The sequence below is a fragment of the Haemophilus sp. oral taxon 851 str. F0397 genome (genome assembly GCF_000242295.1).
Classification (GTDB): domain Bacteria; phylum Pseudomonadota; class Gammaproteobacteria; order Enterobacterales; family Pasteurellaceae; genus Haemophilus.
This window is the reverse complement of the sequence record NZ_JH591067.1, coordinates 1-25,701: the sequence shown is the minus strand read 5'-3', so window position 1 is coordinate 25,701 and position 25,701 is coordinate 1. Positions and strand designations below refer to the sequence as shown.

The following is a 25,701-nucleotide window of genomic DNA, read 5'->3' as shown; positions in this document are numbered from 1 at the left end:
GTTTTCTCTGCCTAATAAAATTAGGCAGAGAATGTTATCTTTGAATTTAAATGATGAAAAAAGTTCAATTTAAATTAGAAAGAACCACCAATACTAAATTGGAACTGTTCTACATCATCATTTTCATATTTTTTGATCGGTTTAGCATAAGAGAACACTAACGGTCCAATAGGTGATTGCCATTGGAAACCAACCCCAGCAGAGGCACGAACTCGACTAGCTTTTCCATAATCAGGTAAATTTAACGCAGCAATACTTGCGTTTAATGCTTTATCGGATTTCCATTTTGTATTCCATACACTTGCCGCATCCACAAATAATGAGGTTCTAACAGAATTTTGGCCTTTATCTCCTACAAATGGAGTTGGCACAATTAACTCTGCACTAGCTGTAGCTATTGCATTACCACCCACAACATCTGTGCTTGGCACCCATTTATTTTGGGTTGGATTTAAATAAATAGCATTAGGTCCAACAGCACCATATGCAAATCCACGTAAAGAGCCAATACCGCCCGCAGAATAATATTGATAGAATGGCAAGCGTTTGTTACCAAATCCATTTGCATAGCCAACAGATGCTTTTGCCGACATTACCCAGCGATGATCTCGATCTAATGGATAGAAACCTTGAACATCTGCACTTAATTTATAATATTTATTGTCTGAGCCAGGAATAGTAACTCGTCCACCAAGACTCGCTTTAACCCCTTTAGTTGGGAAATATCCTCTATTGAGACTGTTATAGTTCCAACCGAATGAAAAATCAAAGTCGTTTGTTTTAATGGCATTTCCATTAAAGTTCATTGATTTCATATATAGTTCACGGCTATATTCTGTCGCGAAGTTACTAATTTTATTATAGGTGTAACCTAATCCTACATAGTAAGAGTTATTTTCATTTACAGGGAAACCTAAAGTAACGTTACCACCATAAGTCGTACGTTTATAATTAGAAGATGTGTCATTTCTAGAGTTGTCATAGTTTTCAAAGAAAACATTTCCACCTAAACTGACTCCATCTTTCGTAAAATAGGGCTCAACATAACCTAAATTTACGCTAGTACCATAGTCATTACGCGTTCCACCAAGGCTAACTGAAGCACCAGTTCCCAAGAAATTATCTTGTTTGACACTAGCTTGATAACTAATACCACTCTCTGTACCGTAACCAATACCAAAGTTGATACTACCTGTATTACGCTCTTTAACTTTATACACAACATCGACTTCGTCATCCGTACCTTTTACAGGATCAATTCGGTTTTCTACGGTTTCGAAGAATCCTGTACGATCTAAACGGATTTTACCTAACTCAACTAATTGCGAGTTATACCATGCCCCTTCTTGTTGGCGCATTTCTTGACGTAAAGTACTATCTGCTGAAACAGTATTTCCTTCAAAGCGTAGTTGACGAACAGTTAAACGTCGACCAGCATCAACAACAAAAGTAATTGCTAACGTTTTATTTGCATCATCAAAATCAGGTACAGCATTCACCGTTGCACTACCGTAACCGCGTTCACCCAATTTTGCTTTAATAGCATTTTCAACATCGGCGATATCACTGCGACGGAAAGTGTCATTTAAATGTAATGAAGAAAGTAACGGTTCAAGTTCAGAAGCCATACCACCCACATTACCAACAATACGAGCACTTCGAAGGTCATACTGTAAACCTTCATTTACATCAATGGTTACATTTACTTTCGTTTTTTCATCATTTAGCTGTACATCAGTTTTAGTGATTTGTGCTTTAGCATAACCATTATTTAAATAATAATCACGAATTGACTGTAAATCTTTATCGAACTGAGCGCCTTCAAATTTATTACCCCATAATTTCCACCAAGAATCAGGTTGTAATTCCATTTGCTCTTGCAACGTACTGCTACTAATAGATTCATTACCATTGAAAGTTAATGATGCTAATTTTGCTGTATCATCTTCATTGATCTGAATTAAAATTTCAGCACGATTATTTGGTAACGTATTTACAATAGGTTCAACGGTTGCGTTATAGCGACCTACACTTGCATAGTGCTCTTTCACACTTTTTGCAAATTCATTTAATTTTTCTCGAATTAAAACATCGCCAACTTTAAACCCGTTAGCATCTAAGTTTTGTTTAAGTGCTTCAGTTGGAATAACAGAGTTACCTTTGATTTTAACATCTGAAATGATCGATTTAGCCACAACGCTAACAACAAGTACATCGCCTTCTTGATGTGCATTCACATCATCGAATCGACCACTTACGAATAACGAGCGAACAATATTAGCAACATTTTGATCTGTTACACGCTGTCCTGCTCGCACAGGCAAACTTGCAAGAATAGACTGCTCTAGGTCACCTTGCGCACCTTCAATACGAATTTCTTTAGCAACGAAAGGCGCAGCCAATGCGCTTACCGTTGTACCGAATAATAAACTTGCTATGAGAAGTTTTTTCATCGACTGTATCCTATATAAAAATTATAGACGTAAAAAATCATTAAATAACGCAAACGCTGTTAATGTTAGCAACAACGCCGCACCAATTCGATAACAGACATTTTGTACCTGTTCAGAAATAGGTTTTCCTTTTATTGCTTCAACTGCAAGAAAAACCAAATGGCCACCATCTAACACAGGCAACGGAAATAGATTCATAATACCCAAATTAACACTGACTAATGCCATAAAACTCAAAAAATAAATAAATCCAATACTTGATGATGCTCCCGCACCTTTAGCAATAGAAATTGGCCCACTTAAATTATTTAATGACAAATCACCGCTAATCAGTTTTCCTAATACTTTTAATGTTAAAAGAGAAAGCTGAGTTGTTTTTTCAATACCTTTTTGAACTGATTCAAGAATACCATATTTTAACTCTGTGCGGTACTCATCACCTAATTTTATAAAAGTAGGACTCACGCCTACAAACCATTTTCCACTCTGATTACGCACTGGAGTGATAATTTTGTCAAGAGTTTCCCCATTACGTTCAACTTTAATAGAAAAAGATTTGCCTTGTTCGACCTGTTTTATAAAATCTTGCCAAGAAAGTGCGGTTAAATTTTCTTTTAAAATTTTATCACCGATTTGTAAACCTGCTTTCTCAGCGGGAGAACCTTGAACAACTTTAGAAAGCACCATTTCCACTTTAGGACGCATAGGCATAATCCCTAATGCCTCAAAAGCACTTTCTTTTTCAGGATCAAAAGTCCAATTTGTAAGATTTAAAGTACGTTGTTGTTCAATATTGGAACCAAAAGAAGAAAGGGTAATCTCAACATTAGGCTCCCCCATTTTTGTGGCAAGTAGCATATTGATGGTTTCCCAATCTTGAGTTTCTTCACCATCAACCGCTAGAATTTGCGTATTGGGTTCAATGTGCGCTTGTGCAGCAATTGAACTTGGCGTTATCGATTCAATCACAGGTTTAACACTTGGCATTCCATAAAGATAGAGGACAAAATAAGCAAAAATCGCGAAAATAAAATTTGCCAAAGGACCTGCGATAATCACAAATGCGCGTTGTAATACGCTTTTACTGTCAAATGCTTGTGACTTTTGTTCAACTGGAACCGCTTCATTACGTCCATCAAGCATTTTTACATAGCCGCCTAAAGGAATCATTGAAACAGCAAATTCTGTACCATGCTTATCGACACGTTTCCAAATTACCTTACCAAAGCCAATTGAAAAACGATGGACTTTTATACCGCACTTTCTAGCAGCCCAAAAGTGACCATATTCGTGAACGGATACTAATACCGCTATAGCAATGACAAAAGAACCTAGCGACCACAAAAATGACATTCAGAATCCTTATAACACAAAGAAATAGAAGTAGCTGAAAAAAGGTACCGCTGCTGTTAGGCTATCAATACGATCCAATATGCCACCATGACCCGGAATTAATTGGCTGCTGTCTTTCACACCAGACTCACGCTTGAACATACTTTCAGTTAAATCACCCAACACAGAGATTGCAACTGTTGCAACAGAAAGAATAACAAATCCAGTAATATTTCGCTCACCAACTAAAGCATCGCCAGAGAAATAAATAAATACAAAAGCAAGCACTAACGCAGTAATTAAACCACCAACAACGCCTTCCCAACTTTTACCTGGTGAAACTTTTGGCGCAAGTTTACGTTTACCAAATGCGCGTCCGCTAAAATAAGCACCAGAATCAGCCGCCCAAACAAGCACAAATACATAAAGTAATAAAAATAAGCCGTGATAAGGATCATGGGTATAGTGTTCTAAACGTAAACGTAATACAGCCGCGATAAATGGGATTAAAGTAGAAAAAGCAAATAAAAGCTGTAAAAGAGGATTTTCAGACCAAAATTTAGCTGATTTAGGATAACTCACTACAAGCAATAAAGCTAAAATCCACCAACCAACAGCGTTCATCAATAAAAGCTGAAGATGCTGCTCAAACACACGACCCGCATCTAAATAGTTGCCCTCAGTATAGAGCCATAAAAAGATAAAGGCACCTAAAAAAGCAGCAACACAAAAACGCGCTAAAGGCTGTTTAAGGCGGGCAAACTGAGTCCATTCCCAAACGCCTAAAGTCGCTACTGCCCCTAAAGCGAGGGCAAAATAAAAAGGCGTGAATAAAAATAGCGCACATAACACCGCTGCGATTAACACAATGGCAGATAAAACTCGTTGTTTAAGCATAATTTTAATCCATTTATTGAATTATTCTGTCCCACCAAAACGGCGATGACGTTGTTGATAACAGGCGATGGCGCGGTTAAATTCCGCCTCATCAAAATCTGGCCACAGCACATCAGAAAAATAAAGTTCTGCGTATGCAGTTTGCCATAATAAAAAATTACTAATTCGTTGTTCACCACTGGTACGAATCAATAGATCAACGGGTGGTTCATCTTGTGTAACCAAATGACGCTGAAAAGCAATTTCATCAATCTCTTCAACGCTCATTTCATTATTTTTTACTTTTTCTGCAAGTTGTTTTGTCGCTTGTACAATATCCCAACATCCACCATAATTTGCAGCGATATTGAGCGTAAGTGCGGTATTTTTTTCTGTTAAATTTTCCGCTTTTGCAATTTTTTCTTGTAAAGATTCACTAAAACGAGATACATCGCCAATAATTTTCAGCCGAATATTATTTTTATGTAATTTTTTTACTTCGCGATCTAAAGCTTGCATAAAAAGCGCCATTAACGCGCTGACTTCTTGCTCTGGTCGATTCCAATTTTCGCTACTAAAGGCATAAAGTGTAAGAAAATTCACGCCAGTTTGGCGAGCATAACTTACCGCACGGCGAACGGCAGATACGCCATTAGTATGACCAAAAATACGCATTTTATTTTTCTGTTTTGCCCACCGCCCATTACCATCCATAATAATGGCAACGTGTTTTGGAATATTGTTTTGATCGAGTTCTATCATTATTTTTATTATAAAAAGATCCCTATAAATTCGGCTGTGAACTATATCATAAGTTGTATTTGCTTGCTATGGATTAGCGAGCCCTAATCTACACTTTATTTTTTACATAATTCATTTTTATAATAAAGAAAAATAAGCAAAACGAAGAATTTATGCCTGCGATTGAACAAAATAAAGACGGTATTAGATTAAGAATATTCTTACAGCCAAAAGCCAGTAAAGATCATATTGCTGGCATTCACGATGATGAACTAAAAATTACCATTACTGCGCCACCCATTGATGGTCAAGCAAATGCGCATTTATTGAAATTTTTAAGTAAATCCTTCAAAGTACCCAAAAGCAGTATTATTTTAGAAAAAGGGGAATTGAGCCGACACAAACAAGTTTGGATTCCTGAACCCAAATTAATTCCAAAAGAAATTCAAAATCTATTGTAAAAACAAAGAAAAAATCACCGCACTTTGGACTCTCACCCTATCAATTTATGCGGTTTTACGGTATTCTATGCCACATTTTCTATTGTCAAAATGCTGCAGAAGTGCGGTTAAAATTTAAGGTGATTTTATGCAAGAACAATATCGCCCCGATATGATCGAACCAAAGGTTCAACAATATTGGGCAGAAAATAAAGTTTTCAAAGCAATCAAAGACGAATCTAAAGAAAAATATTACTGTCTTTCTATGTTCCCATATCCATCGGGTCGCCTGCATATGGGGCATGTGCGTAACTACACTATTGGTGATGTAATTTCTCGTTATCAACGCATGCTAGGCAAAAACGTATTACAACCATTTGGTTGGGATGCTTTCGGCTTACCGGCAGAAGGTGCGGCGATCAAAAATAAAACTGCGCCTGCTAAATGGACGTACGAAAACATCGCCTACATGAAAAAACAACTTCAGCTTTTAGGCTTTGGTTTCGACTGGGATCGTGAAATCGCAACCTGTAAACCGGAATACTACAAATGGGAACAATGGTTCTTCACTGAGCTTTACAAAAAAGGCTTAGTGTACAAAAAAACCTCAACCGTAAACTGGTGTCCGAATGATGAAACCGTACTCGCAAACGAGCAAGTACACGAAGGTTGTTGCTGGCGTTGTGATACACCAGTGGAACAAAAAGAAATCCCACAATGGTTTATAAAAATTACTGACTATGCAGAGCAATTATTAGGTGGTTTAGATACCCTTCCACAATGGCCTGACATGGTAAAAACCATGCAACGCAACTGGATCGGTCGTTCTGAAGGGGTAGAAATTACCTTTGATGTTGCAGATACCAACGAAAAAGTAGCGGTTTATACCACCCGTCCAGATACCTTTTACGGTGTGAGTTATTTAGGCATTGCGGCAGTACATCCATTAGCTAGTTTGGCAGCTCAAAACAATCCCGAATTAGCCGCCTTTATCCAAGAAGCGAAAAACGCCAAAGTAGCAGAAGCTGATCTTGCGACAATGGAGAAAAAAGGAATGGCAACGGGCTTATTTGCCATTCATCCATTGACGGGTGAAAAATTACCAATTTGGGTTGCGAATTTCGTGTTAATGCACTATGGCACAGGTGCTGTCATGGCAGTTCCTGCTCATGACCAACGCGACTTTGAATTTGCTCAAAAATACAGTTTACAAATCAAGCAAGTTATTGAACCCATTGCTGATGAAGAAATTGATTTAACCAAACAAGCTTTCGTTGAACACGGCAAACTCATTAACTCAGCTGAATTTAATGGTAAAGATTTTGATGGTGCTTTCAACGGCATTGCAGATAAATTAGAAAAATTAGGTGTTGGAAAACGTCAAGTGAATTACCGTTTACGTGACTGGGGCGTTTCTCGCCAACGTTATTGGGGGGCCCCAATTCCGATGCTAACCCTTGAAAATGGCGATGTAGTACCTGCACCAATGGAAGATTTACCCATTATTCTTCCTGAAGATGTGGTAATGGATGGCGTGAAAAGCCCGATTAAGGCGGATCCAAACTGGGCGAAAACCACTTTCAACGGTGAACCTGCATTAAAAGAAACCGATACCTTTGATACCTTTATGGAATCCTCTTGGTATTACGCGCGCTACACTTGTCCAGAATATCAAAATGGCATGCTTGATGCGGAAGAAGCAAACTATTGGCTACCAGTGGATCAATATATCGGTGGTATTGAACACGCAACAATGCACTTGCTCTACTTCCGTTTCTTCCACAAATTATTACGCGATGCAGGATTTGTAACCAGTGACGAACCAGCCGATAAATTATTGTGTCAAGGTATGGTGCTTGCAGATGCCTTCTACTACACCAGTCCGACCAACGAGCGTATTTGGGTAAGTCCAACTCAAGTGACCCTTGAGCGTGATGAGAAAGGTCGCATCATTAAAGCCACCGATCCTGAAGGGCGTGAACTAGTCCATAGTGGCATGACCAAAATGTCGAAATCCAAAAATAACGGTATTGACCCACAAGAAATGGTAGAGAAATATGGTGCCGATACTGTTCGTCTCTTTATGATGTTTGCCTCCCCAGCGGAAATGACCTTGGAATGGCAAGAATCTGGCGTAGAAGGTGCGAAACGTTTCTTAGGACGTGTTTGGAATTTGGTATATCAATATCAACAAAATCCAGCAAAAACTAGCCTAGATATCACCGCACTTTCAGCAACACAAAAAGCGCTTCGTCGTGAAGTACATAAAACCATTGCAAAAGTGAGTGATGATATTGGTCGCCGTCAAACATTTAATACTGCAATTGCAGCAGTAATGGAGTTGATGAATAAACTGACTAAGGCTTCCTTAGAAAGCGATCAAGATCGTGCGGTCATGGCGGAAGCGTTAAGTGCAGTTGTTCGTATGCTTTATCCAATTACGCCACATATCTGCTTTGAATTATGGCAAGCGCTAGGAAATGAAAGCAACATCGATACCGCTGAATGGGTGAAAGCTGATGAAGCCGCAATGGTAGAAGATGAAAAACTCATTGTTGTGCAAGTAAATGGCAAGGTTCGTGGAAAAGTGACTGTTCCTGCAACGTCTTCAGAAGAAGAAATTAAAGACGCAGCCAAATCAGATCCTAATGTTGCAAAATTCCTTGATGGAAAGGAAATTCTTAAAGAAATCTATATTCCATTAAAAATGTTGAATTTTGTGGTTAAACCATAATCCGTAGAATCTGTGGAATATTGATATTTCACAGATTCTCTCTTTATTAGTGTATGGATTTTAAATTTATACACTCCACAATAAAGGTAATTTTTATGATTAAATCAATCAAAGCATTGTTCATTGTTGCAAGCATTACCGCGCTTTCTGCTTGCGGCTGGCATTTTCAAAACGGTACATTAATTCCACAAGAATTACGTACTCTTACATTTGAAAGCCCCGATCCATACAGCGAAATGTCAGTTGCGATGCGTAATCAGTTACAAGCGAACAATGTTCAACTCGTCAATTCTACTCAAGGCATTCCTGTTTTGCGCATCAATAAATTCCGCGAAAATGATGAAGTCGCTTCGGTATTTAAACGCGGTCGCGAAGCTGAAAAAGTATTGATGTTAGAAGTGGAAGCAAGCATTCGTTTAGCGAATGGTGAAAGCCACCCAATCACGGCAAAAGTCAACCGCACTTTCTTTGATAACTCTCGCGCAGCATTAGCTAAATCCGCCGAACGAGAAGTAATTTGGAATGATATGCGGGAACAAGCTGCCCGTCAGCTTATTACCAAAATGGTTGTATTAGAAAAACAGGTTAAACATAAATAATGAATCGCATCTTCCCAGAGCAATTGAATCAACATCTTTCCCAACGTTTAGCTAAAGTTTACTTTTTGGTAGGGCAAGATCCATTGTTACTGAGTGAAAGTGAAGATGCCATTTATAAAACAGCCAACCAACAAGGATTCGATGAGAAAAATAACATTCAAATTGATAGCCAAACTGACTGGGCACAACTCATAGAATCCTGTCAGTCCATGGGATTGTTTTTTAATAAACAAGTCATGGTATTAAATTTACCTGAAAATTTCACCGCACTTTTACAGAAAAATCTGCAAGAATTTATTTCGGTTCTACATGACGATATCTTGCTGATTTTACAAATTGCAAAGCTAGCAAAAGTAAATGAAAACCAAGCATGGTTTATTGAACTAAACCAATATGAAACCAGTGCGATTCTTGTAAATTGCCAAACGCCTACAGCTGAAAATCTCCCTCGCTGGGTAAAAAATCGTACCAAAATGATGGGATTAGACGCTGATGATGAAGCAATCCAACAACTTTGTTATAGTTATGAAAACAATCTGCTCGCACTCAAGCAAACTTTGCAGCTTTTAGATTTACTTCATCCCGATCATAAACTTAATTACAATCGTGTTATTAGCGTGGTGGAACAATCCTCAATTTTTACACCATTTCAATGGATTGATGCGTTGCTTGTTGGAAAGGCAAATCGTGCCAAACGAATTTTAAAAGGGTTACAAGCTGAAGATGTGCAATCTGTTATTTTATTACGCATACTACAGCGAGAATTATTTACGTTGCTTGAACTTACCAAACCACAGCAACGTATTGTGACAACGGAAAAACTTCCAATTCAACAAATTAAGACTGAATTTGACCGTCTAAAAATCTGGCAAAATCGCCGACCGCTCTTTTTAAGTGCGATTCAACGTTTAACCTATCAAAAGCTCTACGAAATTATCCAAGAACTCGCCAATATTGAACGTCTTGCTAAACAAGAATTTAGCGATGAAGTGTGGATTAAACTCGCTGATTTGTCTGTGAAAATTTGTTTGTAATCGCTATTGTTTTTTTTTTGCACTAAAATGGTATAATAAAATGCCACATCGGCAATGACTTATTAATTAACTTTCGTGAGGATATCATGATGAAAAAAACACTAGCTACACTTATTTTAATGGGATTTGGTTTTTCAGCTTCTGCAGCTGATTTGTCTGCAAGTTGTAAAACTTATTTCGCTGAAATTGATTCTTTCTTAGCATCAATGCCAGCTGCGCAAGCAAATGCAATGAAAGCACAATATGAATCAAGCAAACAACAATTTGCATCAATGCCCGTAGCGGCACAAGATCAGGCTTGTAATCAAGCGGCAGAGCAACTTAAACAAATGAAAGCAGCAATGCCGAAATAATTTGGAAAAGAATCAATAGATGTTATATAAACCCTAGTCTGACTAGGGTTTTATTTTATGGGATGGAGAGCTTCATTCAATAAGCGATGAATTAATTTAGCATTAGCTGGCGGGAACTGTCCTGCATCTAATGCGCGTTGCTCAACCCAAAAACCTTCTTGCCCCTCTCGCCCAAAAGGCTCACCAATCCATTCATCTACGACATAAAAGAAAAAAGAAATAATCTTTGTTGGATATTCAAATTGGAAGCGTTCGTAAAGTTCAGCATTTAATACCACAATGCCAATTTCCTCTTCCAGTTCACGTTTTAAAGCTTGTTCTGGGGTTTCTCCCGCATCCACTTTTCCACCAGGAAATTCTAAAGATTGGGCAAAATCCTGTCCTTCTAAACGCTGCGTTAAATAGATCTGCCCAAACTCATTACGAATAATACCCGCAGCAACTTGTATAATTTTTTTATCCATTTCTTCTATCCAATAGCACCTATGAAAAAAGTGCGGTGAAAAATCACCGCACTTTGGCTAATCATTAATGGCGAGCTGCACGACTGCCATGACAATGCTTATATTTTTTACCCGAACCACAAGGACAAGGCTCATTGCGTCCAATACGACGATCTGAATAATCTCCAGAATCTGAATTCTGGATTGCCTGACCATTTTCATCCACAGGTAAATTATTTTGATTGATACGAGCAGCCATCTCCTGACGAGCACGTTCAGCTTCTTCCATTTCTTCCTGAGTACGCACACGTACACGCGTTAACGTCGTGATAACGTGGTGTTTTAAAGAATCCAACATTTCCGTAAACATACGGAAAGATTCTTTTTTGTACTCTTGTTTTGGATCTTTTTGCGCATAACCGCGTAAATGAATACCTTGGCGTAAATAATCCATTGCAGCTAAGTGTTCTTTCCAAAGCTCATCTAAGGTTTGTAACATGACGCCTTTTTCAAAGTTGCGCATGGTTTCTTCACCAGCGAGTGCTTCTTTTTCTTTATATTCTTTTTCGGCGACTTCGACGATGCGTTCACGCAAGTTTTCTTCGTGAAGATTATTATCTTCTTCCAGCCAATGAGAAATTGGTAATTCCATACCAAACTCTTGAGCCAAACGTTCCTCAAGCCCTTTAATATCCCATTGTTCTTCCAAAGATTGCGGTGGAATATATTGATCAATCACGCTATTAAATACATCGTGGCGAATGGCGTTGATAGTTTCAGAAATATCATCATTATCAAGCAAATAATTGCGTTGCTCATAAATTGCATGACGTTGGTCATTTGCCACATCATCATATTCAAGTAGGTTTTTACGACCATCGAAATGGAAGGCCTCAACTTTTGCTTGAGCTGATGCGATCACTTTCGCCAACATTTTCGATTCCATAGCCTCACCAGGCACGGTGAACGCTTTACGCATTAAATTAAGTTTACCTTCATTTAAATAAATGCGCATTAAGCCATCTTCCAAAGAAAGATAGAAGCGAGAAGAACCAGGGTCACCTTGACGGCCAGAACGACCACGCAACTGGTTATCGATACGGCGAGATTCATGACGCTCTGTACCGATAATATGCAAACCACCTGCTTTCATTACAATCTCGTGGTTCTTTTCCCACTCAGCTTTAAGCGCTTCAATTTGTTCTTGAGTTGGATTTTCTAATTTAGCAGCCTGCGCTTTCCAGTTACCCCCAAGGATAATATCCGTACCGCGACCCGCCATATTCGTTGCGATAGTCACCGCACCAGGATAACCTGCTTCAGCCACGATTTCCGCTTCTTGTTGGTGGAATTTCGCATTCAACACATTGTGTTTGATGCCCACTTTATCTAAGGCCTTAGATAATTTTTCTGATTTTTCTACTGAAATCGTCCCCACTAACACTGGTTGCTGGCGTTCTACACAATCTTTGATGTCTTCAATAATCGCATTAAATTTATATTGTTCATTTTCAAACATAACATCTGTGCGATCATCACGAATCATTGGACGGTTTGTTGGAATCACAACAGTTTCCAAGCCGTAAATTTGTTGGAACTCAAACGCTTCGGTATCCGCAGTCCCCGTCATACCCGCAAGACGCTCATATAAACGGAAGTAATTTTGGTAAGAAATTGACGCAACAGTTTGGTTTTCACTCTTAATTTCAACCCCTTCTTTTGCCTCAATGGCTTGATGTAAACCATCTGACCAACGACGCCCTGCCATTGTTCGACCTGTGTGTTCATCAACAATCACGATTTCACCATCTTTCACAATGTAATCGACATCTTTTTCAAACAATGTGTGAGCACGCAATGCAGCCATAACATGGTGAAGCAACACGATTCGACCAGGAGAGTACAAAGAATCCCCTTCAGGCATTAAACCTTGCGCAATCAACCAATCTTCTACTTTTTCTTGGCCACGTTCAGTTAAGTGCGCCTGTTTAGATTTAAGATCTAAGGTAAAATCACCTTCACCTTGGTATTCTTCTGTATCTTCTTTTTCTTGTTTAATTAAGTTTGGAATCAGTTTATTGACTGCAATATAAAGCGCAGAACTGTCTTCAGCTTGACCAGAAATAATCAATGGCGTACGCGCTTCATCAATTAAGATGGAATCCACTTCATCCACCAGCGCATAGCCTAAAGTACGTTGGAAACGCTCTTCTTTTGAGTGGGCTAAATTGTCACGTAAGTAGTCAAAACCAAGTTCACTATTAGTTGCATAAGTAATATCTGCTGCATAAGCTGCGCGTTTTTCTTCAGGCGGTAAACCAGGAATATTTACGCCTACACTCATACCTAAAAATTCAAATAACGGACGGTTAGTTTCTGCATCTCGGCGAGCAAGATAGTCATTCACTGTCACAACATGAACGCCTTTCCCTTCAAGGGCGATTAAATAACAAGGCAAAGTCGCCGTTAATGTTTTACCTTCACCAGTGCGCATTTCTGCGATACAGCGGTTAGTCAATACCATCCCACCGATAAGCTGAACATCAAAATGTCTCATACCAAGCACGCGCTTACTTGCTTCACGTACCGTTGCGAATGCTTCTGGCAAAATTTGTTGCAAAGTTTCGCCCGCACTTAAACGTTGACGGAATTCACCTGTTTTTGCACGAAGTTGTTCATCTGTGAGGGCTTCAAACTCAGTTTCTAATTTATTGATTTTTGCAACTTGTTTTCTTAATTTACGTAAAATACGGTCGTTACGGCTACCAAAAATTTTCGTTAAAATGCTCATAATTTCTCTTTTTAAATATATAAGTTAAATAGTTAAATGCGTATGAAATACTTTCTTTCATGCACAATAATTTTTTTAAAATAGCGCTATTTCAATAGCAATATTCTTCACAGAAAATTAAATAAGCAAGGGACCAGCTCGAATTGGCGCACTAAGATTCAACACTTCAGCAAAAAAGTACGGTTGAATTTTAGGTTGTTTTTCAGTTTGACGGGAAATTGAAGATTGAGGAATGGCTTGTCGTTGCACTTCACGTGCTACTTTTACCGTTTCTAACGCTTGTTGAATGGAAACACTCGAGGAATAATTTTCCGCGTTATTTTGATTTTCAAAACTTTGTGCGTTAGGCAAAGCAAAAATCGCGATGATACTTAAAAGTAATCGCGACCAAAAATTCGGTTTGACAGTACCTGAAATCATCATCTCGTTGTTTATTATGAAAATTGCGTGTATTGTAGCGGAAATCTAAACTAATGTCATTTACTGGGGGCAGACTTTATGGAAAACAAGGCTGAACGTTATCAAAAAGCAGTCAATATTACGGATGTGCTTGAGCAATCGCCCTTTGCCAAAATAATGAAAAAAGGTCTTGCCATCAATGAACTTAATCAAAAATTTAACCGCATTTTTCCACAGGAATTTAACGGCAAATTTCGTATTGGTAATATGACAGATAACTCAATTTTTATTGAGACTGCAAATGCCATTGTTCGCCAAGGAATTTTATTCAGACAGACTGAATTATTGAAACTTATTCAAGAAGAATTTCCGTATGTAAAACGACTTGAGATAACAATAAACCCTGGTTTTTAAAAGCTAAGAATAGGAGAAAAGGGAGATTTAATATCAATCAGACTTTTTTAACAATGCTTTCTCTATTTTTTTCTCTTCGCGTCTCTTCTGAAAAAATACGCTTAATTTCTGACTACACTCTTCTACCAATACACCAGATGTAATCTCCAGAGTGTGATTCATTTTATAATCATCAAAAAAATGGAAACGTGATCCAACAGCCCCAGTTTTATAATCAGAAGCGCCGAACACAAGGCGTTTAATTCTACTATGCAAAATCGCCCCAGCACACATGGTGCAAGGCTCCAATGTTACATAAAGCGTGGTATTCAGTAAACGATAATTTTTGAGATGTTTTGCTCCGTCTCGCAAAGCGATAATTTCAGCATGTGCGGTAGGATCGCTTTGAACAATGGAGAGATTCCAACCTTCTCCAATAATATTTCCAGCGTCATCAACCAAAACCGCCCCCACAGGAATCTCACCTAACGCTTCCGCTTTATCCGCAAGATCAAGGGCATGGCGCATCATTTTCTCGTCAAATTCTGACCGCAATTTTGCTACATCCATTAGACGGAAAACGGATATTTAATTGGCTCGTGGGATTGATAGCCAATGACTTTAAAATCATCCATCGTGACCCAAGTTTCTAAATCTTCAAGCGTTTTTATATCTGGATTGATTTCTAATTTTGGCAATGGAAAAGGCTCGCGTTTAAGTTGCACATCACGCATTAACTCAAGCTGATCTTCGTAAATATGCGCATTTACAATTTTATGATATGACTTGCCTGCTTTTTTGCCCGTAATCTGTGCCATAAGCGCCAAGAAAGTAAACACCTGAATTTGATTGAAATTCAATCCAAGTGGAACATCACAGGAACGTTGATAACTAGTAAGATGTAAAGTATCGCCCACAAGAGAAAAAGTATGCGTATGCATACAAGGACGAAGACAACCAAGATCAAATTCCCCTGGATTAAAGAAGGTTAAAATTTCCCCTCTATCATCAATGCCCTTGGTTAAATTATTAACAATTTTGCGTAGCTGATCGATGGTTTCACCATTAGGCTTACGCCATGCTCTGCCTTGCACACCATATACGCGCCCCATATCGTCAACACCTCTACGGTGCGGATTCGCGAGCCATACGGTATTTTCATTCGCATTGGCATCCCAAGTTTTAGTACCAAGTGCGCGGAAATCAGCGGCATTGTTATATCCACGAATATAACCTAAAAATTCAGCAATTGCCGCTTTCCAATAACTTTTACGCGTAGTAATCAGCGGAAATTGATTATTAGCCACATCATATTCTAAATCCGCATTAATAACGGTGAGACAGCGCTTACCTGTACGCTCATTGGCAACCCATTCACCTTCATTAACAATGCGACGACAAAGATCAAGATATTGCTTCATAAAAATCTCCTATTTTATTACCGCACTTTTGCGTGAATACGCCCAAGCCATAATTAAAACTCCACCAATAATCATCGGCAAGCAAAGGGCTTGGCCACGCGTAATGACGCCAAAGAAATTTTCAACTTCAGGTTCACGCACATATTCCACAATAAAACGGAAGACGCCATAACCAATTAAGAATAAGCCTGCAACAGAGCCCATTGGACGTGACTTTTTAATAAAAATATTTAGAATTGCAAACAACACTATGCCTTCTAGAAAAGCTTCATAAAGTTGTGATGGATGACGAGGAAGTAATAGCGGATCATTCGGGAAAATCATTGCCCAAGGCACATCCGTTTCGCGTCCCCACAGCTCAAGATTAATGAAATTACCAATTCGGCCTAAACCTAAACCAAACGGAATCAAAGGCGCAACAAAATCAGCCGTTTGCCAAAAATTACGTTTTTGTGAATAAGACGTCCAAATCATGGCAACAATGACGCCTATTAATCCGCCATGGAAAGACATTCCACCTTCCCAAACACGGAACAAATAAAGTGGCTCTTGTAAGAAATGATCCAAATTATAAAAAAATACATCGCCAACACGTCCGCCAATAAATACGCCCATAAAACCGTTGAAAAGTAAGGTATCAACTTGATCCACTGTCCAACCGCTATTTGAGCGACTAGCACGGCGAACCGCAAGCCAACGTGCAAAAATAAAACCCAAAAGGTACATCAAACCATACCAACGTAAGCCGATATTGCTATCACCAAGAGTAAAAATAGTTGGGTCAAAATGAGGCAGAAGCAAATAATTTGAATTCATAATTTTCTCTATCTAATAAACATATCAACAGCAATGGTAATTAATAAAAGTGCAAATCCTTTCTTTAAAGTTGGCACTGGTAGTTTTGAGGTGGCTGTCGCACCAAGTTTTGACGTGAAAAAGGATGTGGCAGTAATACATAACACGGCAGGGAAATAAATGTAACCTAAGGAATATTCCGGCATTACTGCATTCCCCCAGCCACTTAACATAAAACTGAACATTCCAGAAGTTCCGAGTAACATGCCACAAAAAGCCGAGGAACCAATAGCCTTTTTCATATCGATACCGCGAGAATTTAAAAACGGCACAATAAATCCACCACCACCGATGCCTGCTGCACTAGATGCCATGCCAATTAGAATGCCACCAATAATAGACGATTGAGTCGTCAAAGGTTTAACTGTTTTATTTGTCTTAGGTTTAATAGATAAGACCATTTTAACTGCGAGATAAACCACTAAACAGGCAAATAATTTACTAGAAATATCGCGATCAAGTTTTCCGATAAAAAAACCGCAAATAAACACGCTAACCATGATGCTCGGAGCAAGTACCTTCACCGCACTCCACACAACATTACCTAACTTATGATGTCGTTGAGCTGAAGAAAAGCCAGTAATAACAATCGTTGCGAAAGAGGTTCCAAGTGCGGTAGACATCAATAAAGGTTCTGGCACGCCCACCATTGGCAATAAGTACACTAACACAGGAACAATCAGCAATCCGCCACCAATACCAAAAAGCCCCGCAAAAAAGCCAGCAACCGCCCCCACAAGCAAACAAAGTAAAATAAAGCTAAGCATTATGAATTCCTTGTTTTATTAAAAGAACGTTTTGGAAATTTTGAACCATTATATTTTTTAGGATGAGTATAAGATTTTTGCTCCAATTCTCGTGTAGGTTGATATACAGGAGGATTTTCTGAGAACAACACCCCCGAAAACTCTTTCATCGCTTTGCGATACACTTCTTTTTTGAACGACACGACTTGACGAACTGGATACCAAAAACTCACCCAACGCCATCCATCAAATTCTGGCGATTTGGTCGTTTGCATATTGATATTTTTTTCATCGCCAACAAGCTGCAACAAAAACCAGCGTTGTTTTTGCCCTATACACATCGGTTTGCTGTCATAACGCAACAAACGCTTTGGTAATTTATAACGCAACCAATGTTTAGATACATATAAAATGCGCACATCTTTAGGCTGTAGCCCAACTTCTTCGTACAGTTCACGGTACATCGCTTGCTCGGCACTTTCATTATCATTAATGCCACCTTGCGGAAACTGCCACGAATTTTGCCCACAGCGCTTCGCCCAAAGCACTTGCCCTTTGCGATTACAAATCACAATACCCACATTTGGACGGTAGCCATCAAAATCGATCACTATCGTTTTACCTTAAATTTTTCATATAAAAATAGTCTGCAGATTGTTTCATAAATCAGTGTTTTTATCAACCAAAGGGCGGATTACGCAATAAAATATACAGATTGTGGATAACATTGTGAATAACAGATTTCTGATTGTGAATTGAGCACGTAAAAATGGGAAAGGATCCTTATCTCATCAAACTTGAAAATAAATTGAGTTATTTCCAATCAAAAGATCTTAAACAAAAATAAACCGCACTTTTCACATATAAAAATGGAAGAAAGTGCGGTAAAAAAATACAATTTTTAAAGGAACTCCATTCACCAAAGAGCTTTTAGCTATCTCTTTGAGTTATTCAATATTTCTGTGGATAAAATTGTGGTTGAGAAAATCCATAATGTTGTATAACTCAAAAAAACCTTTCCAAGACAATTTCAAGAGAAAATTTATCCATTTAAATTCAATTGCTTAGCAACAAAACATGACAATATCTTTAATACACAGAATCCTCTAATTTTTGATGTCTAATTTTTAAACAAATTATTTTAGGCTGGCAAAATAACGTTCCCAATCGAAATATTGACCAGGATCGATCTTACGTCCTGGCGAAATATCACAATGCCCAACAATTCGTTCTTTCGTAATTTTAGGGTAATTTTTCATGATTAAGTTAGTAAGCTCTTGCAATGCCAAATACTGCTCATTAGTAAAAGGCTGCTCATTACTACCTTCTAACTCAATTCCAATGGCAAAATCATTACATTTTTCTCTCCCTTGAAAGCTAGATAATCCAGCATGCCAAGCCCTTTGGTTAAAATTAACATATTGTGTGATTCGCCCGTCTCGTTCAATCAAACAATGGGCAGAAACACGCATTTGATGAATTTCTTCAAAATAAGGGTGAATCTTAGGATCTAATTTCCCTTGAAAAAAATCATCCACATATCCGCCACCAAATTGTTCTGGCGGTAAGCTAATGTAATGGATCACAAGAAGTGAAATATCCTCTAAATCTGGGCGTTCATCAAAATGCGGAGATGGAATTTGTCGACAATCAGTCAGAAATCCTTTCTCAATATCTTTTATTTTTCGCATACATTTTTCCTATTTTTGCGATCAGGATCGCAGAAAAAGTGCGGTCTGTTTTACAAAACAATTTTCCCTTTTCACAATATTTCAGCCAATAAAGGCTTAACGAAAGGAAAATAAATGAAACTAACTACACAAACTACCTTGAATAAAGGGTTTACTTTAATTGAATTGATGATAGTCATCGCCATCATCGCGATTTTAGCTACTATCGCTATTCCTTCTTATCAAAATTATACCAAAAAAGCCGCGGTATCCGAATTACTGCAAGCTTCTGCACCTTATAAGTCAGATGTGGAATTATGCGTTTATAGCACAGGTAAACCGTCCACTTGCTCGGGAGGAAGAAATGGAATTGCGGCTGATATTACAACAGCAAAAGGCTATGTAAAATCAGTGACAACAAGCAACGGTGCAATAACAGTAGAGGGCAATGGTACATTAGACGGAATGAGTTACACACTTACTGCTGAAGGCAATAGTGCAAACGGCGTTACATGGAAAACTACCTGTGGCACAACGAATGCCGATATTTTCCCTGCTGGATTCTGTTCAAAATGATCGACTTAACTAGTGCCAAACCTCGTGTAAAAGCACAAAATGGCGAGATATTTACGATCTCGCCAGATTTATGGGGGCGTAATCAGCAACAACAGTCTCTGCTCTTACGTTATTTTGCTTTACCACTCAAAGAAGAAAATAATCGTCTTTGGTTAGGTGTTGATTCCCTTTCTAATCTTTCCGCCTGTGAAACTATTGCGTTTATAACCGGTAAACTTGTTGAGCCTGTTTTATTAGAAAGCACTCAACTTAAAGAACTATTACAACAACTTGCCCCTAATCAACTTCAAGTGGAAGAGCAAGTTAAATATTACCAACATCAAGAACAGTCTCATCTTGACCAACAAGATGATGAACCCGTCATTCGCTTGCTTAACCAAATTTTTGAATCTGCTTTACAAAATAATGCCTCAGATATTCATTTAGAGATCTTATCGGATCATTTCCAAGTGCGGTTTAGAATTGACGGTGTTTTACAAGCTCAGCCTCCACTTAGCAAAAATTTGGCGAATCGAATTATTTCTCGCCTAAAACTGCTCGCTAAATTAGATATCAGTGAAACCCGCCTTCCACAAGATGGACGATTTCAATTTAAAACTACGTTTTCCGATATTCTTGATTTCCGTCTTTCAACGTTACCAACCCATTGGGGAGAGAAAGTTGTCCTAAGAGCACAGCAAAATAAACCAGTAGACCTCAGCTTTTCTGAACTAGGCATGACTGAAAGTCAACAGAAAGAATTTCAACGCGCGCTTAGCCAACCACAAGGATTAATTTTAGTAACTGGCCCAACAGGAAGTGGGAAAAGTATCTCACTTTACACCGCACTTCAGTGGCTAAATACGCCAGATAAACATATTATGACCGCTGAGGATCCCATTGAAATTGAACTTGATGGCATTATTCAAAGCCAAATTAATCCACAGATTGGATTAGATTTTAGCCGTCTATTGCGCGCTTTTTTACGCCAAGATCCCGATATCATTATGCTAGGTGAAATTCGCGATGAAGAAAGTGCAATGATTGCACTACGTGCCGCCCAAACGGGGCATTTGGTGCTTTCAACTTTACATACCAATGATGCAATATCTGCCATTTCCCGCTTACAACAACTCGGTATTCAACAACATGAAATTGAAAATAGTTTACTGCTCGTTATTGCGCAGCGTCTTGTACGAAAAATCTGTCCAAAGTGTGGTGGAAATTTAATAAATTCTTGTGATTGCCATCAAGGTTATCGAGGTCGAATCGGCGTATATCAATTTCTACATTGGCAGCAGAATGGCTATCAAACGGATTTTAAAAATTTACATATGAGTGGTTTAGAAAAAGTGAGCCAAGGTATAACAGATGAGAAAGAAATTGAACGTGTGTTAGGTAAAAACTCATGACTAAAAAACTCTTTTATTATCAAGGTAGTAACGCATTAAATCAGAAACAAAAAGGCTCAATTATTGCGGATACGAAACAACAAGCATACTTTCAATTAATAAGCCGCGGGCTTACTCACATCAAATTACAACAAAACTGGCAATTTGGGGCAAAGGCCAAAAATTCAGAAATTAGCGAATTACTCAATCAATTAGCAACATTGCTACAATCCGCAATTCCGTTAAAAAACAGCCTGCAAATTTTACAACAAAATTGCACTCAAATTATGCTCAATGAATGGCTTGAGCGACTGCTTCAATCTATTGAATCTGGTTTAGCATTATCACAGGCAATTGAACAACAAGGGAAATATCTCACACAACAAGAAATTCAACTGATTCAAGTGGGAGAAATAACGGGAAAACTTTCCGTTGTTTGTAAAAAAATAGCCACACATCGTAGCCAATCTTTAGCATTACAACGTAAATTACAGAAAATTATGTTGTACCCATCAATGGTGTTGGGAATTTCTCTATTATTGACACTCGCATTACTGCTTTTTATCGTGCCTCAATTTGCTGAAATGTACAGTGGCAATAATGCCGAATTACCAACAATAACCGCAATATTGCTCTCTATATCTAATTTTCTTAAGCAAAATATTGGGATTTTGCTATTTTTCACTTTTAGTTTTTTTCTATTTTATTACTTTTATCTAAAACGCCAGACTTGGTTTCATCAAAAGAAAAATCAACTTATTTCTATCACGCCTATTTTTGGCACAATTCAAAAGCTTTCACGTTTAGTGAACTTTAGTCAAAGTTTACAAATTATGTTGCAGGCTGGCGTACCGCTTAATCAAGCACTAGAGAGTTTTCTCCCTCGCACACAAACGTGGCAAACCAAGAAAACCCTCGTAAATGACCTAGTATTAGATAAAGAAGTGCGGTCAATTTTACAATGGGTTTCTCAAGGCTATGCGTTTTCTCATAGTGTAAGTAGCAATCTTTTCCCGATGGAAGCACAACAAATGCTCCAAATTGGCGAACAAAGCGGAAAACTCGCTTTGATGCTAGAGCACATAGCGGATAATTACCAAGAAAAACTTAATCATCAAATTGACTTACTCTCACAAATGCTGGAACCATTAATGATGGTGATCATCGGCAGTCTGATTGGGATTATTATGATGGGAATGTATTTACCTATCTTTAATATGGGCTCTGTTATTCAATGATTTACTTCGCAATGTTTTTATTAGGCGGTATCTTAGGGATCGCATTGTGGTTCTACCTATCTGGTTTTATTACACGTTTGCAGCAAGAGATTTATGCGACTTACGTTGAATTATTTCCACAAAACTTTCTGTCATTTCAGCCTAGCTTTTCCTCTATTCAACAAAAAAAGTGCGGTCATATTTTGAGGTATTTTTTAAGTGTTGGAGTTGGATTTATATTTTTACAAATAGCCTTCAAGGACTCTACTTTCGCTATATGGCTAGGACTCACACTTCTTATCCTTTGGGCAATCAGTTATCTTGATTGGCACTATCAACTTATTTCTACTACGCCCTGTTTATGGTTAGTTACGATCGGATTATTTGGAGCAGACAATCACTTTTCATTGCTTACGTTATCTGAAAGCATAAAAAGTGCGGCAAGTTTTTTTATTGTTTTCTATGCAATCTATTCGATTGCAAAATTCTATTACGGAAAAGAAGCCTTTGGACGGGGAGATTATTGGCTAGCAATGGCATTAGGAAGTTTTATTCATTTAGAAACCTTACCGCACTTTTTATTATTAGCCTCAGTTCTTGGAATATGTTTTTCGCTTATTCATAGGAAGAAAAAAGAATTTTTACCTTTTGCCCCTTTTATGAACTTATCGGCCGTCATCATTTATCTCGTCAAATATTACGGATATTAAAAAGGGGAAAACATAATATTTTCCCCTTGTTCTTCATAGAAGTGCGGTTGCTTTTACGAACGTTTCATCACTTCAAAAAACTCTTCGTTGGTTTTCGCCATCATCAGCTTATCAATCAAGAATTCCATTGCATCCACTTCATCCATTGGATTAAGAATCTTACGAAGAATCCACATTTTTTGTAATTCATCAGATGTTGTGAGTAAGTCTTCTTTACGAGTACCAGAGCGTTTAAAGTCAATAGCTGGGAATACGCGTCTTTCTGCGATTTTACGAGAAAGGTGTAATTCCATATTACCTGTACCTTTAAATTCTTCGAAAATAACCTCATCCATTTTCGAACCGGTATCAACTAGCGCAGTCGCAATAATCGTTAAACTGCCGCCTTCTTCCACGTTACGTGCAGCACCAAAGAAACGTTTTGGACGATGCAACGCGTTAGCATCCACACCACCAGATAAAATTTTACCTGAAGCGGGGGTTACTGTATTGTAAGCGCGTGCTAAACGTGTAATTGAGTCAAGCAAAATCACCACATCTTTTTTATGCTCTACTGAACGTTTCGCTTTTTCGATTACCATTTCTGCCACTTGAACGTGACGAGTTGCAGGCTCATCAAAAGTAGAAGCAATTACTTCGCCTTTTACTGAACGTTGCATTTCTGTCACTTCTTCTGGGCGTTCATCAATCAGCAATACGATAAGCTCTACATCTGGATAATTATGCGTGATACTTTGCGCAATGTTTTGCAGCAACATGGTTTTACCTGCTTTTGGTGGAGCAACAATCAAACCACGTTGACCTTTACCAATTGGTGATGCTAAATCCAAAATACGTGCGGTTAAATCTTCTGTTGAGCCATTGCCTCGCTCCATTCTTAAACGAGAGTTAGCATGTAATGGTGTTAAGTTTTCAAATAAGATTTTGCTACGGGAAACTTCTGGTTTGTCGTCATTGACTTGATCAACTTTTAAAAGTGCAAAATAGCGTTCGCCTTCTTTTGGTGGACGGATTTTACCTTCGATTTTATCACCAGTTTGAAGGTTAAAACGACGAATTTGACTTGGGGAAACATAGATATCATCAGGACCTGCAAGGTAGGAACTGTCAGCAGAACGAAGGAAACCAAAACCATCCGGTAAGATTTCTAACACGCCGCCGCCGAAAATATCTTCACCGCTTTTGGCGTGCTGTTTTAAAATTGCAAAAACAATATCTTGTTTACGCAAACGAGCTAAATTCTCTAAGCCCATTTGTTCTTCGCCAAGTTTCACAAGATCAGAAACAGGCGTATTTTTAAGTTCTGTTAAATGCATAATGAATAAATGTTGGAATTAATAAGAATTGATTATTCGAATGGTGGGCTTGCACCCTTTGAATGGCGCGTAAATTACCACTAAAACCCTGTACTGTCTAGCTTTTATTAGCATTTAATATAAAAATCATCGCACTTTTTTTAGAACTTATTTTGGAAGTTTAGCCGTCTAGATTGTTATTTATTTGATTTTTCATTAGAATACGGACAATTTGTAAGGTTATCGATAAGCTCTAAGGGAAATTATGGCGGATTGGGACGGAAAATATATCAGCCCTTATGCAGAACATGGCAAAAAAAGTGAGCAAGTAAAAAAAATTACAGTATCCATTCCCATTAAAGTACTGGAAATTTTGACTAATGAACGCACTCGCCGCCAATTAAAAAGTTTACGTCACGCGACTAACAGTGAATTGCTTTGTGAAGCGTTCTTACACGCATTCACAGGACAGCCTTTACCCACCGATGCAGATTTAATGAAAGAGCGTAATGATGAAATCCCCGAAGATGCCAAAGTGCTTATGCGTGAATTAGGTGTCGATCCAGAAAGCTGGGAATATTAACCGCACTTTTCATTTATCCTTTTAATCCATTCAAAATTGAACATTCAGGGCAATCATTGCCCTGACAATTATCATGCCAACGCTGCAATTCTTGTACCATTTTTTGTAACTGTTCTATTTGTTGATTCAACATCGCAATATGTTGAGCCGTTAGCGCTTTCACTTCGCGGCTGCTACGCTTAGGATTATCTTGTAGTGCTAATAATTGTGCGATTTGATGTAGCGAAAATCCCACATCGCGTGAGTGGCGAATAAAATGCAACCTTTCTAAATCACTTTCTCCATAATTTCTATATCCCGACAAACTGCGAATAGCGGGTTTAATTAAACCCATTTTTTCATAATCACGGATTTGTTTCGTAGATAAACCTACTAATTTTGCGGCTTCACTAATATTCATAAAAAATTTCTTGACCTTAACCTTACGTAGAGGTTTATAGTGTAGCCATCAATAAAACAACTAACAAGGAGTAAAAATGAAAACTATCACATTAAACATAGAAGGCATGCATTGCGGCGGTTGCGTAAAAAGCGTTACTCAAGTTTTAACTGAATTAGATGGCGTACAGTCTGCTGATGTTCAACTAGAAGGTAAAGCAAATATTACTTTTGATGAAAATCGAGTCAATGTTGCACAGTTGATTGAGGTAATTGAAGATGCCGGATTTGA

Annotated in this window: 27 protein-coding genes; 12 read left to right on the top strand and 15 right to left on the bottom strand. The window is 38.3% G+C overall.

Annotated features, from left to right (window positions below; translation table 11 throughout):
• Nucleotides 1–74: 74 nt before the first annotated feature.
• From bamA to uppS, 4 genes are read right to left on the bottom strand one after another with little or no spacing between them, the layout of a single operon-like run.
• Nucleotides 75–2,453 carry an outer membrane protein assembly factor BamA gene (gene bamA / locus HMPREF9096_RS07805; RefSeq protein WP_009499728.1) on the bottom strand — a complete coding sequence of 793 codons (2,379 nt, stop codon included), beginning with the start codon at nucleotides 2,451–2,453 and terminating at the stop codon, nucleotides 75–77.
• Nucleotides 2,454–2,474: 21 nt separating this feature from the next.
• Nucleotides 2,475–3,806 carry a sigma E protease regulator RseP gene (gene rseP, locus HMPREF9096_RS07810; protein WP_009499727.1) on the bottom strand — a complete coding sequence of 444 codons (1,332 nt, stop codon included), beginning with the start codon at nucleotides 3,804–3,806 and terminating at the stop codon, nucleotides 2,475–2,477.
• A gap of 9 nt (nucleotides 3,807–3,815) precedes the next feature.
• On the bottom strand, nucleotides 3,816–4,682 hold the full coding sequence (locus tag HMPREF9096_RS07815) for a phosphatidate cytidylyltransferase (RefSeq protein ID WP_009499726.1): 867 nt from the start codon (nucleotides 4,680–4,682) through the stop codon (nucleotides 3,816–3,818).
• 21 nt (nucleotides 4,683–4,703) lie between these two features.
• The gene (uppS, locus tag HMPREF9096_RS07820) at nucleotides 4,704–5,423 is read right to left on the bottom strand and encodes a polyprenyl diphosphate synthase (RefSeq protein WP_009499725.1); all 720 of its coding nucleotides are present in this window, start codon (nucleotides 5,421–5,423) and stop codon (nucleotides 4,704–4,706) included.
• 152 nt (nucleotides 5,424–5,575) lie between these two features.
• On the opposite strand from uppS, the gene yggU reads away from it, so the two are divergent.
• The 5 genes from yggU to HMPREF9096_RS07845 all read left to right on the top strand — a co-directional run bounded on the left by yggU (nucleotide 5,576) and on the right by HMPREF9096_RS07845 (nucleotide 10,562).
• Nucleotides 5,576–5,863: a DUF167 family protein YggU gene (yggU, locus tag HMPREF9096_RS07825; protein WP_009499724.1), complete on the top strand. Its 288-nt coding sequence runs from the start codon at nucleotides 5,576–5,578 to the stop codon at nucleotides 5,861–5,863.
• 127 nt (nucleotides 5,864–5,990) lie between these two features.
• Nucleotides 5,991–8,576 carry a leucine--tRNA ligase gene (leuS, locus tag HMPREF9096_RS07830; protein WP_009499723.1) on the top strand — a complete coding sequence of 862 codons (2,586 nt, stop codon included), beginning with the start codon at nucleotides 5,991–5,993 and terminating at the stop codon, nucleotides 8,574–8,576.
• 95 nt (nucleotides 8,577–8,671) lie between these two features.
• On the top strand, nucleotides 8,672–9,175 hold the full coding sequence (lptE, locus tag HMPREF9096_RS07835; protein ID WP_032803226.1) for an LPS assembly lipoprotein LptE: 504 nt from the start codon (nucleotides 8,672–8,674) through the stop codon (nucleotides 9,173–9,175).
• Nucleotides 9,175–10,209 (top strand): DNA polymerase III subunit delta, encoded by a 1,035-nt coding sequence (gene holA, locus HMPREF9096_RS07840; RefSeq protein WP_009499721.1) that lies wholly within the window; start codon nucleotides 9,175–9,177, stop codon nucleotides 10,207–10,209. Before lptE ends, holA begins: the two co-directional genes overlap by 1 nt.
• Before the next feature lie 86 nt (nucleotides 10,210–10,295).
• Nucleotides 10,296–10,562 carry a DUF5339 domain-containing protein gene (locus HMPREF9096_RS07845; RefSeq protein ID WP_005631218.1) on the top strand — a complete coding sequence of 89 codons (267 nt, stop codon included), beginning with the start codon at nucleotides 10,296–10,298 and terminating at the stop codon, nucleotides 10,560–10,562.
• A 50-nt stretch (nucleotides 10,563–10,612) separates the two neighbouring features.
• Here the strand turns inward: HMPREF9096_RS07845 and mutT are convergent, their stop codons facing one another.
• From mutT to secM, 3 genes are all read right to left on the bottom strand, one after another.
• Nucleotides 10,613–11,026, bottom strand: coding sequence for an 8-oxo-dGTP diphosphatase MutT (mutT, locus tag HMPREF9096_RS07850; RefSeq protein ID WP_005627484.1), 414 nt, complete (start codon nucleotides 11,024–11,026; stop codon nucleotides 10,613–10,615).
• Between the two features lie 64 nt (nucleotides 11,027–11,090).
• Nucleotides 11,091–13,796 carry a preprotein translocase subunit SecA gene (gene secA, locus HMPREF9096_RS07855; protein WP_009499720.1) on the bottom strand — a complete coding sequence of 902 codons (2,706 nt, stop codon included), beginning with the start codon at nucleotides 13,794–13,796 and terminating at the stop codon, nucleotides 11,091–11,093.
• A gap of 117 nt (nucleotides 13,797–13,913) precedes the next feature.
• Nucleotides 13,914–14,216, bottom strand: a complete 303-nt coding sequence (gene secM / locus HMPREF9096_RS07860) for a secA translation cis-regulator SecM (RefSeq protein ID WP_009499719.1) — start codon at nucleotides 14,214–14,216, stop codon at nucleotides 13,914–13,916.
• A gap of 78 nt (nucleotides 14,217–14,294) precedes the next feature.
• Here secM and HMPREF9096_RS07865 point away from each other — a divergent pair, with 78 nt between their 5' ends.
• A complete protein-coding gene (locus HMPREF9096_RS07865) occupies nucleotides 14,295–14,609 on the top strand; it encodes a DUF721 domain-containing protein (RefSeq protein ID WP_009499718.1) in 315 nt (104 codons plus the stop codon).
• A gap of 33 nt (nucleotides 14,610–14,642) precedes the next feature.
• Here HMPREF9096_RS07865 and tadA read toward each other — a convergent pair whose 3' ends face one another.
• The 6 genes from tadA to ampD all read right to left on the bottom strand — a co-directional run bounded on the left by tadA (nucleotide 14,643) and on the right by ampD (nucleotide 19,301).
• On the bottom strand, nucleotides 14,643–15,158 hold the full coding sequence (gene tadA / locus HMPREF9096_RS07870; protein WP_009499717.1) for a tRNA adenosine(34) deaminase TadA: 516 nt from the start codon (nucleotides 15,156–15,158) through the stop codon (nucleotides 14,643–14,645).
• Nucleotides 15,158–16,009: a thymidylate synthase gene (locus HMPREF9096_RS07875; RefSeq protein ID WP_009499715.1), complete on the bottom strand. Its 852-nt coding sequence runs from the start codon at nucleotides 16,007–16,009 to the stop codon at nucleotides 15,158–15,160. Before HMPREF9096_RS07875 ends, tadA begins: the two co-directional genes overlap by 1 nt.
• 9 nt (nucleotides 16,010–16,018) lie before the next feature.
• Nucleotides 16,019–16,825 carry a prolipoprotein diacylglyceryl transferase gene (gene lgt, locus HMPREF9096_RS07880; RefSeq protein WP_009499714.1) on the bottom strand — a complete coding sequence of 269 codons (807 nt, stop codon included), beginning with the start codon at nucleotides 16,823–16,825 and terminating at the stop codon, nucleotides 16,019–16,021.
• A gap of 8 nt (nucleotides 16,826–16,833) precedes the next feature.
• Nucleotides 16,834–17,631, bottom strand: a complete 798-nt coding sequence (locus HMPREF9096_RS07885) for a sulfite exporter TauE/SafE family protein (RefSeq protein WP_009499713.1) — start codon at nucleotides 17,629–17,631, stop codon at nucleotides 16,834–16,836.
• On the bottom strand, nucleotides 17,631–18,221 hold the full coding sequence (gene rppH / locus HMPREF9096_RS07890) for an RNA pyrophosphohydrolase (protein ID WP_005637259.1): 591 nt from the start codon (nucleotides 18,219–18,221) through the stop codon (nucleotides 17,631–17,633). The genes HMPREF9096_RS07885 and rppH overlap by 1 nt, the downstream gene beginning before the upstream one ends.
• 525 nt (nucleotides 18,222–18,746) lie before the next feature.
• Nucleotides 18,747–19,301 (bottom strand): 1,6-anhydro-N-acetylmuramyl-L-alanine amidase AmpD, encoded by a 555-nt coding sequence (gene ampD / locus HMPREF9096_RS07895; protein WP_009499712.1) that lies wholly within the window; start codon nucleotides 19,299–19,301, stop codon nucleotides 18,747–18,749.
• A 114-nt stretch (nucleotides 19,302–19,415) separates the two neighbouring features.
• Here ampD and ppdD point away from each other — a divergent pair, with 114 nt between their 5' ends.
• From ppdD to HMPREF9096_RS07915, 4 genes are read left to right on the top strand one after another with little or no spacing between them, the layout of a single operon-like run.
• Nucleotides 19,416–19,856 carry a prepilin peptidase-dependent pilin gene (gene ppdD, locus HMPREF9096_RS07900; RefSeq protein ID WP_009499711.1) on the top strand — a complete coding sequence of 147 codons (441 nt, stop codon included), beginning with the start codon at nucleotides 19,416–19,418 and terminating at the stop codon, nucleotides 19,854–19,856.
• Entirely contained in the window at nucleotides 19,853–21,247 is a 1,395-nt protein-coding gene (locus HMPREF9096_RS07905; RefSeq protein ID WP_009499710.1) for a GspE/PulE family protein, read from the top strand. Before ppdD ends, HMPREF9096_RS07905 begins: the two co-directional genes overlap by 4 nt.
• Complete coding sequence (locus HMPREF9096_RS07910) at nucleotides 21,244–22,464, top strand: type II secretion system F family protein (protein WP_009499709.1); 1,221 nt, start codon at nucleotides 21,244–21,246, stop codon at nucleotides 22,462–22,464. Before HMPREF9096_RS07905 ends, HMPREF9096_RS07910 begins: the two co-directional genes overlap by 4 nt.
• Nucleotides 22,461–23,153 carry an A24 family peptidase gene (locus HMPREF9096_RS07915; RefSeq protein ID WP_009499708.1) on the top strand — a complete coding sequence of 231 codons (693 nt, stop codon included), beginning with the start codon at nucleotides 22,461–22,463 and terminating at the stop codon, nucleotides 23,151–23,153. The genes HMPREF9096_RS07910 and HMPREF9096_RS07915 overlap by 4 nt, the downstream gene beginning before the upstream one ends.
• A 53-nt stretch (nucleotides 23,154–23,206) precedes the next feature.
• Here the strand turns inward: HMPREF9096_RS07915 and rho are convergent, their stop codons facing one another.
• Nucleotides 23,207–24,469, bottom strand: coding sequence for a transcription termination factor Rho (gene rho / locus HMPREF9096_RS07920; RefSeq protein ID WP_005629550.1), 1,263 nt, complete (start codon nucleotides 24,467–24,469; stop codon nucleotides 23,207–23,209).
• A 244-nt stretch (nucleotides 24,470–24,713) separates the two neighbouring features.
• Between rho and metJ the strand changes: the two genes are divergently transcribed.
• Nucleotides 24,714–25,031 (top strand): met regulon transcriptional regulator MetJ, encoded by a 318-nt coding sequence (metJ, locus tag HMPREF9096_RS07925; protein ID WP_005634287.1) that lies wholly within the window; start codon nucleotides 24,714–24,716, stop codon nucleotides 25,029–25,031.
• 13 nt (nucleotides 25,032–25,044) lie between these two features.
• Here metJ and cueR read toward each other — a convergent pair whose 3' ends face one another.
• Entirely contained in the window at nucleotides 25,045–25,431 is a 387-nt protein-coding gene (cueR, locus tag HMPREF9096_RS07930; protein ID WP_009499707.1) for a Cu(I)-responsive transcriptional regulator, read from the bottom strand.
• Between the two features lie 76 nt (nucleotides 25,432–25,507).
• On the opposite strand from cueR, the gene HMPREF9096_RS07935 reads away from it, so the two are divergent.
• Nucleotides 25,508–25,701, top strand: a 194-nt coding sequence (locus HMPREF9096_RS07935; protein ID WP_009499706.1) for a heavy-metal-associated domain-containing protein, incomplete at its 3' end; no start/stop codon positions are given.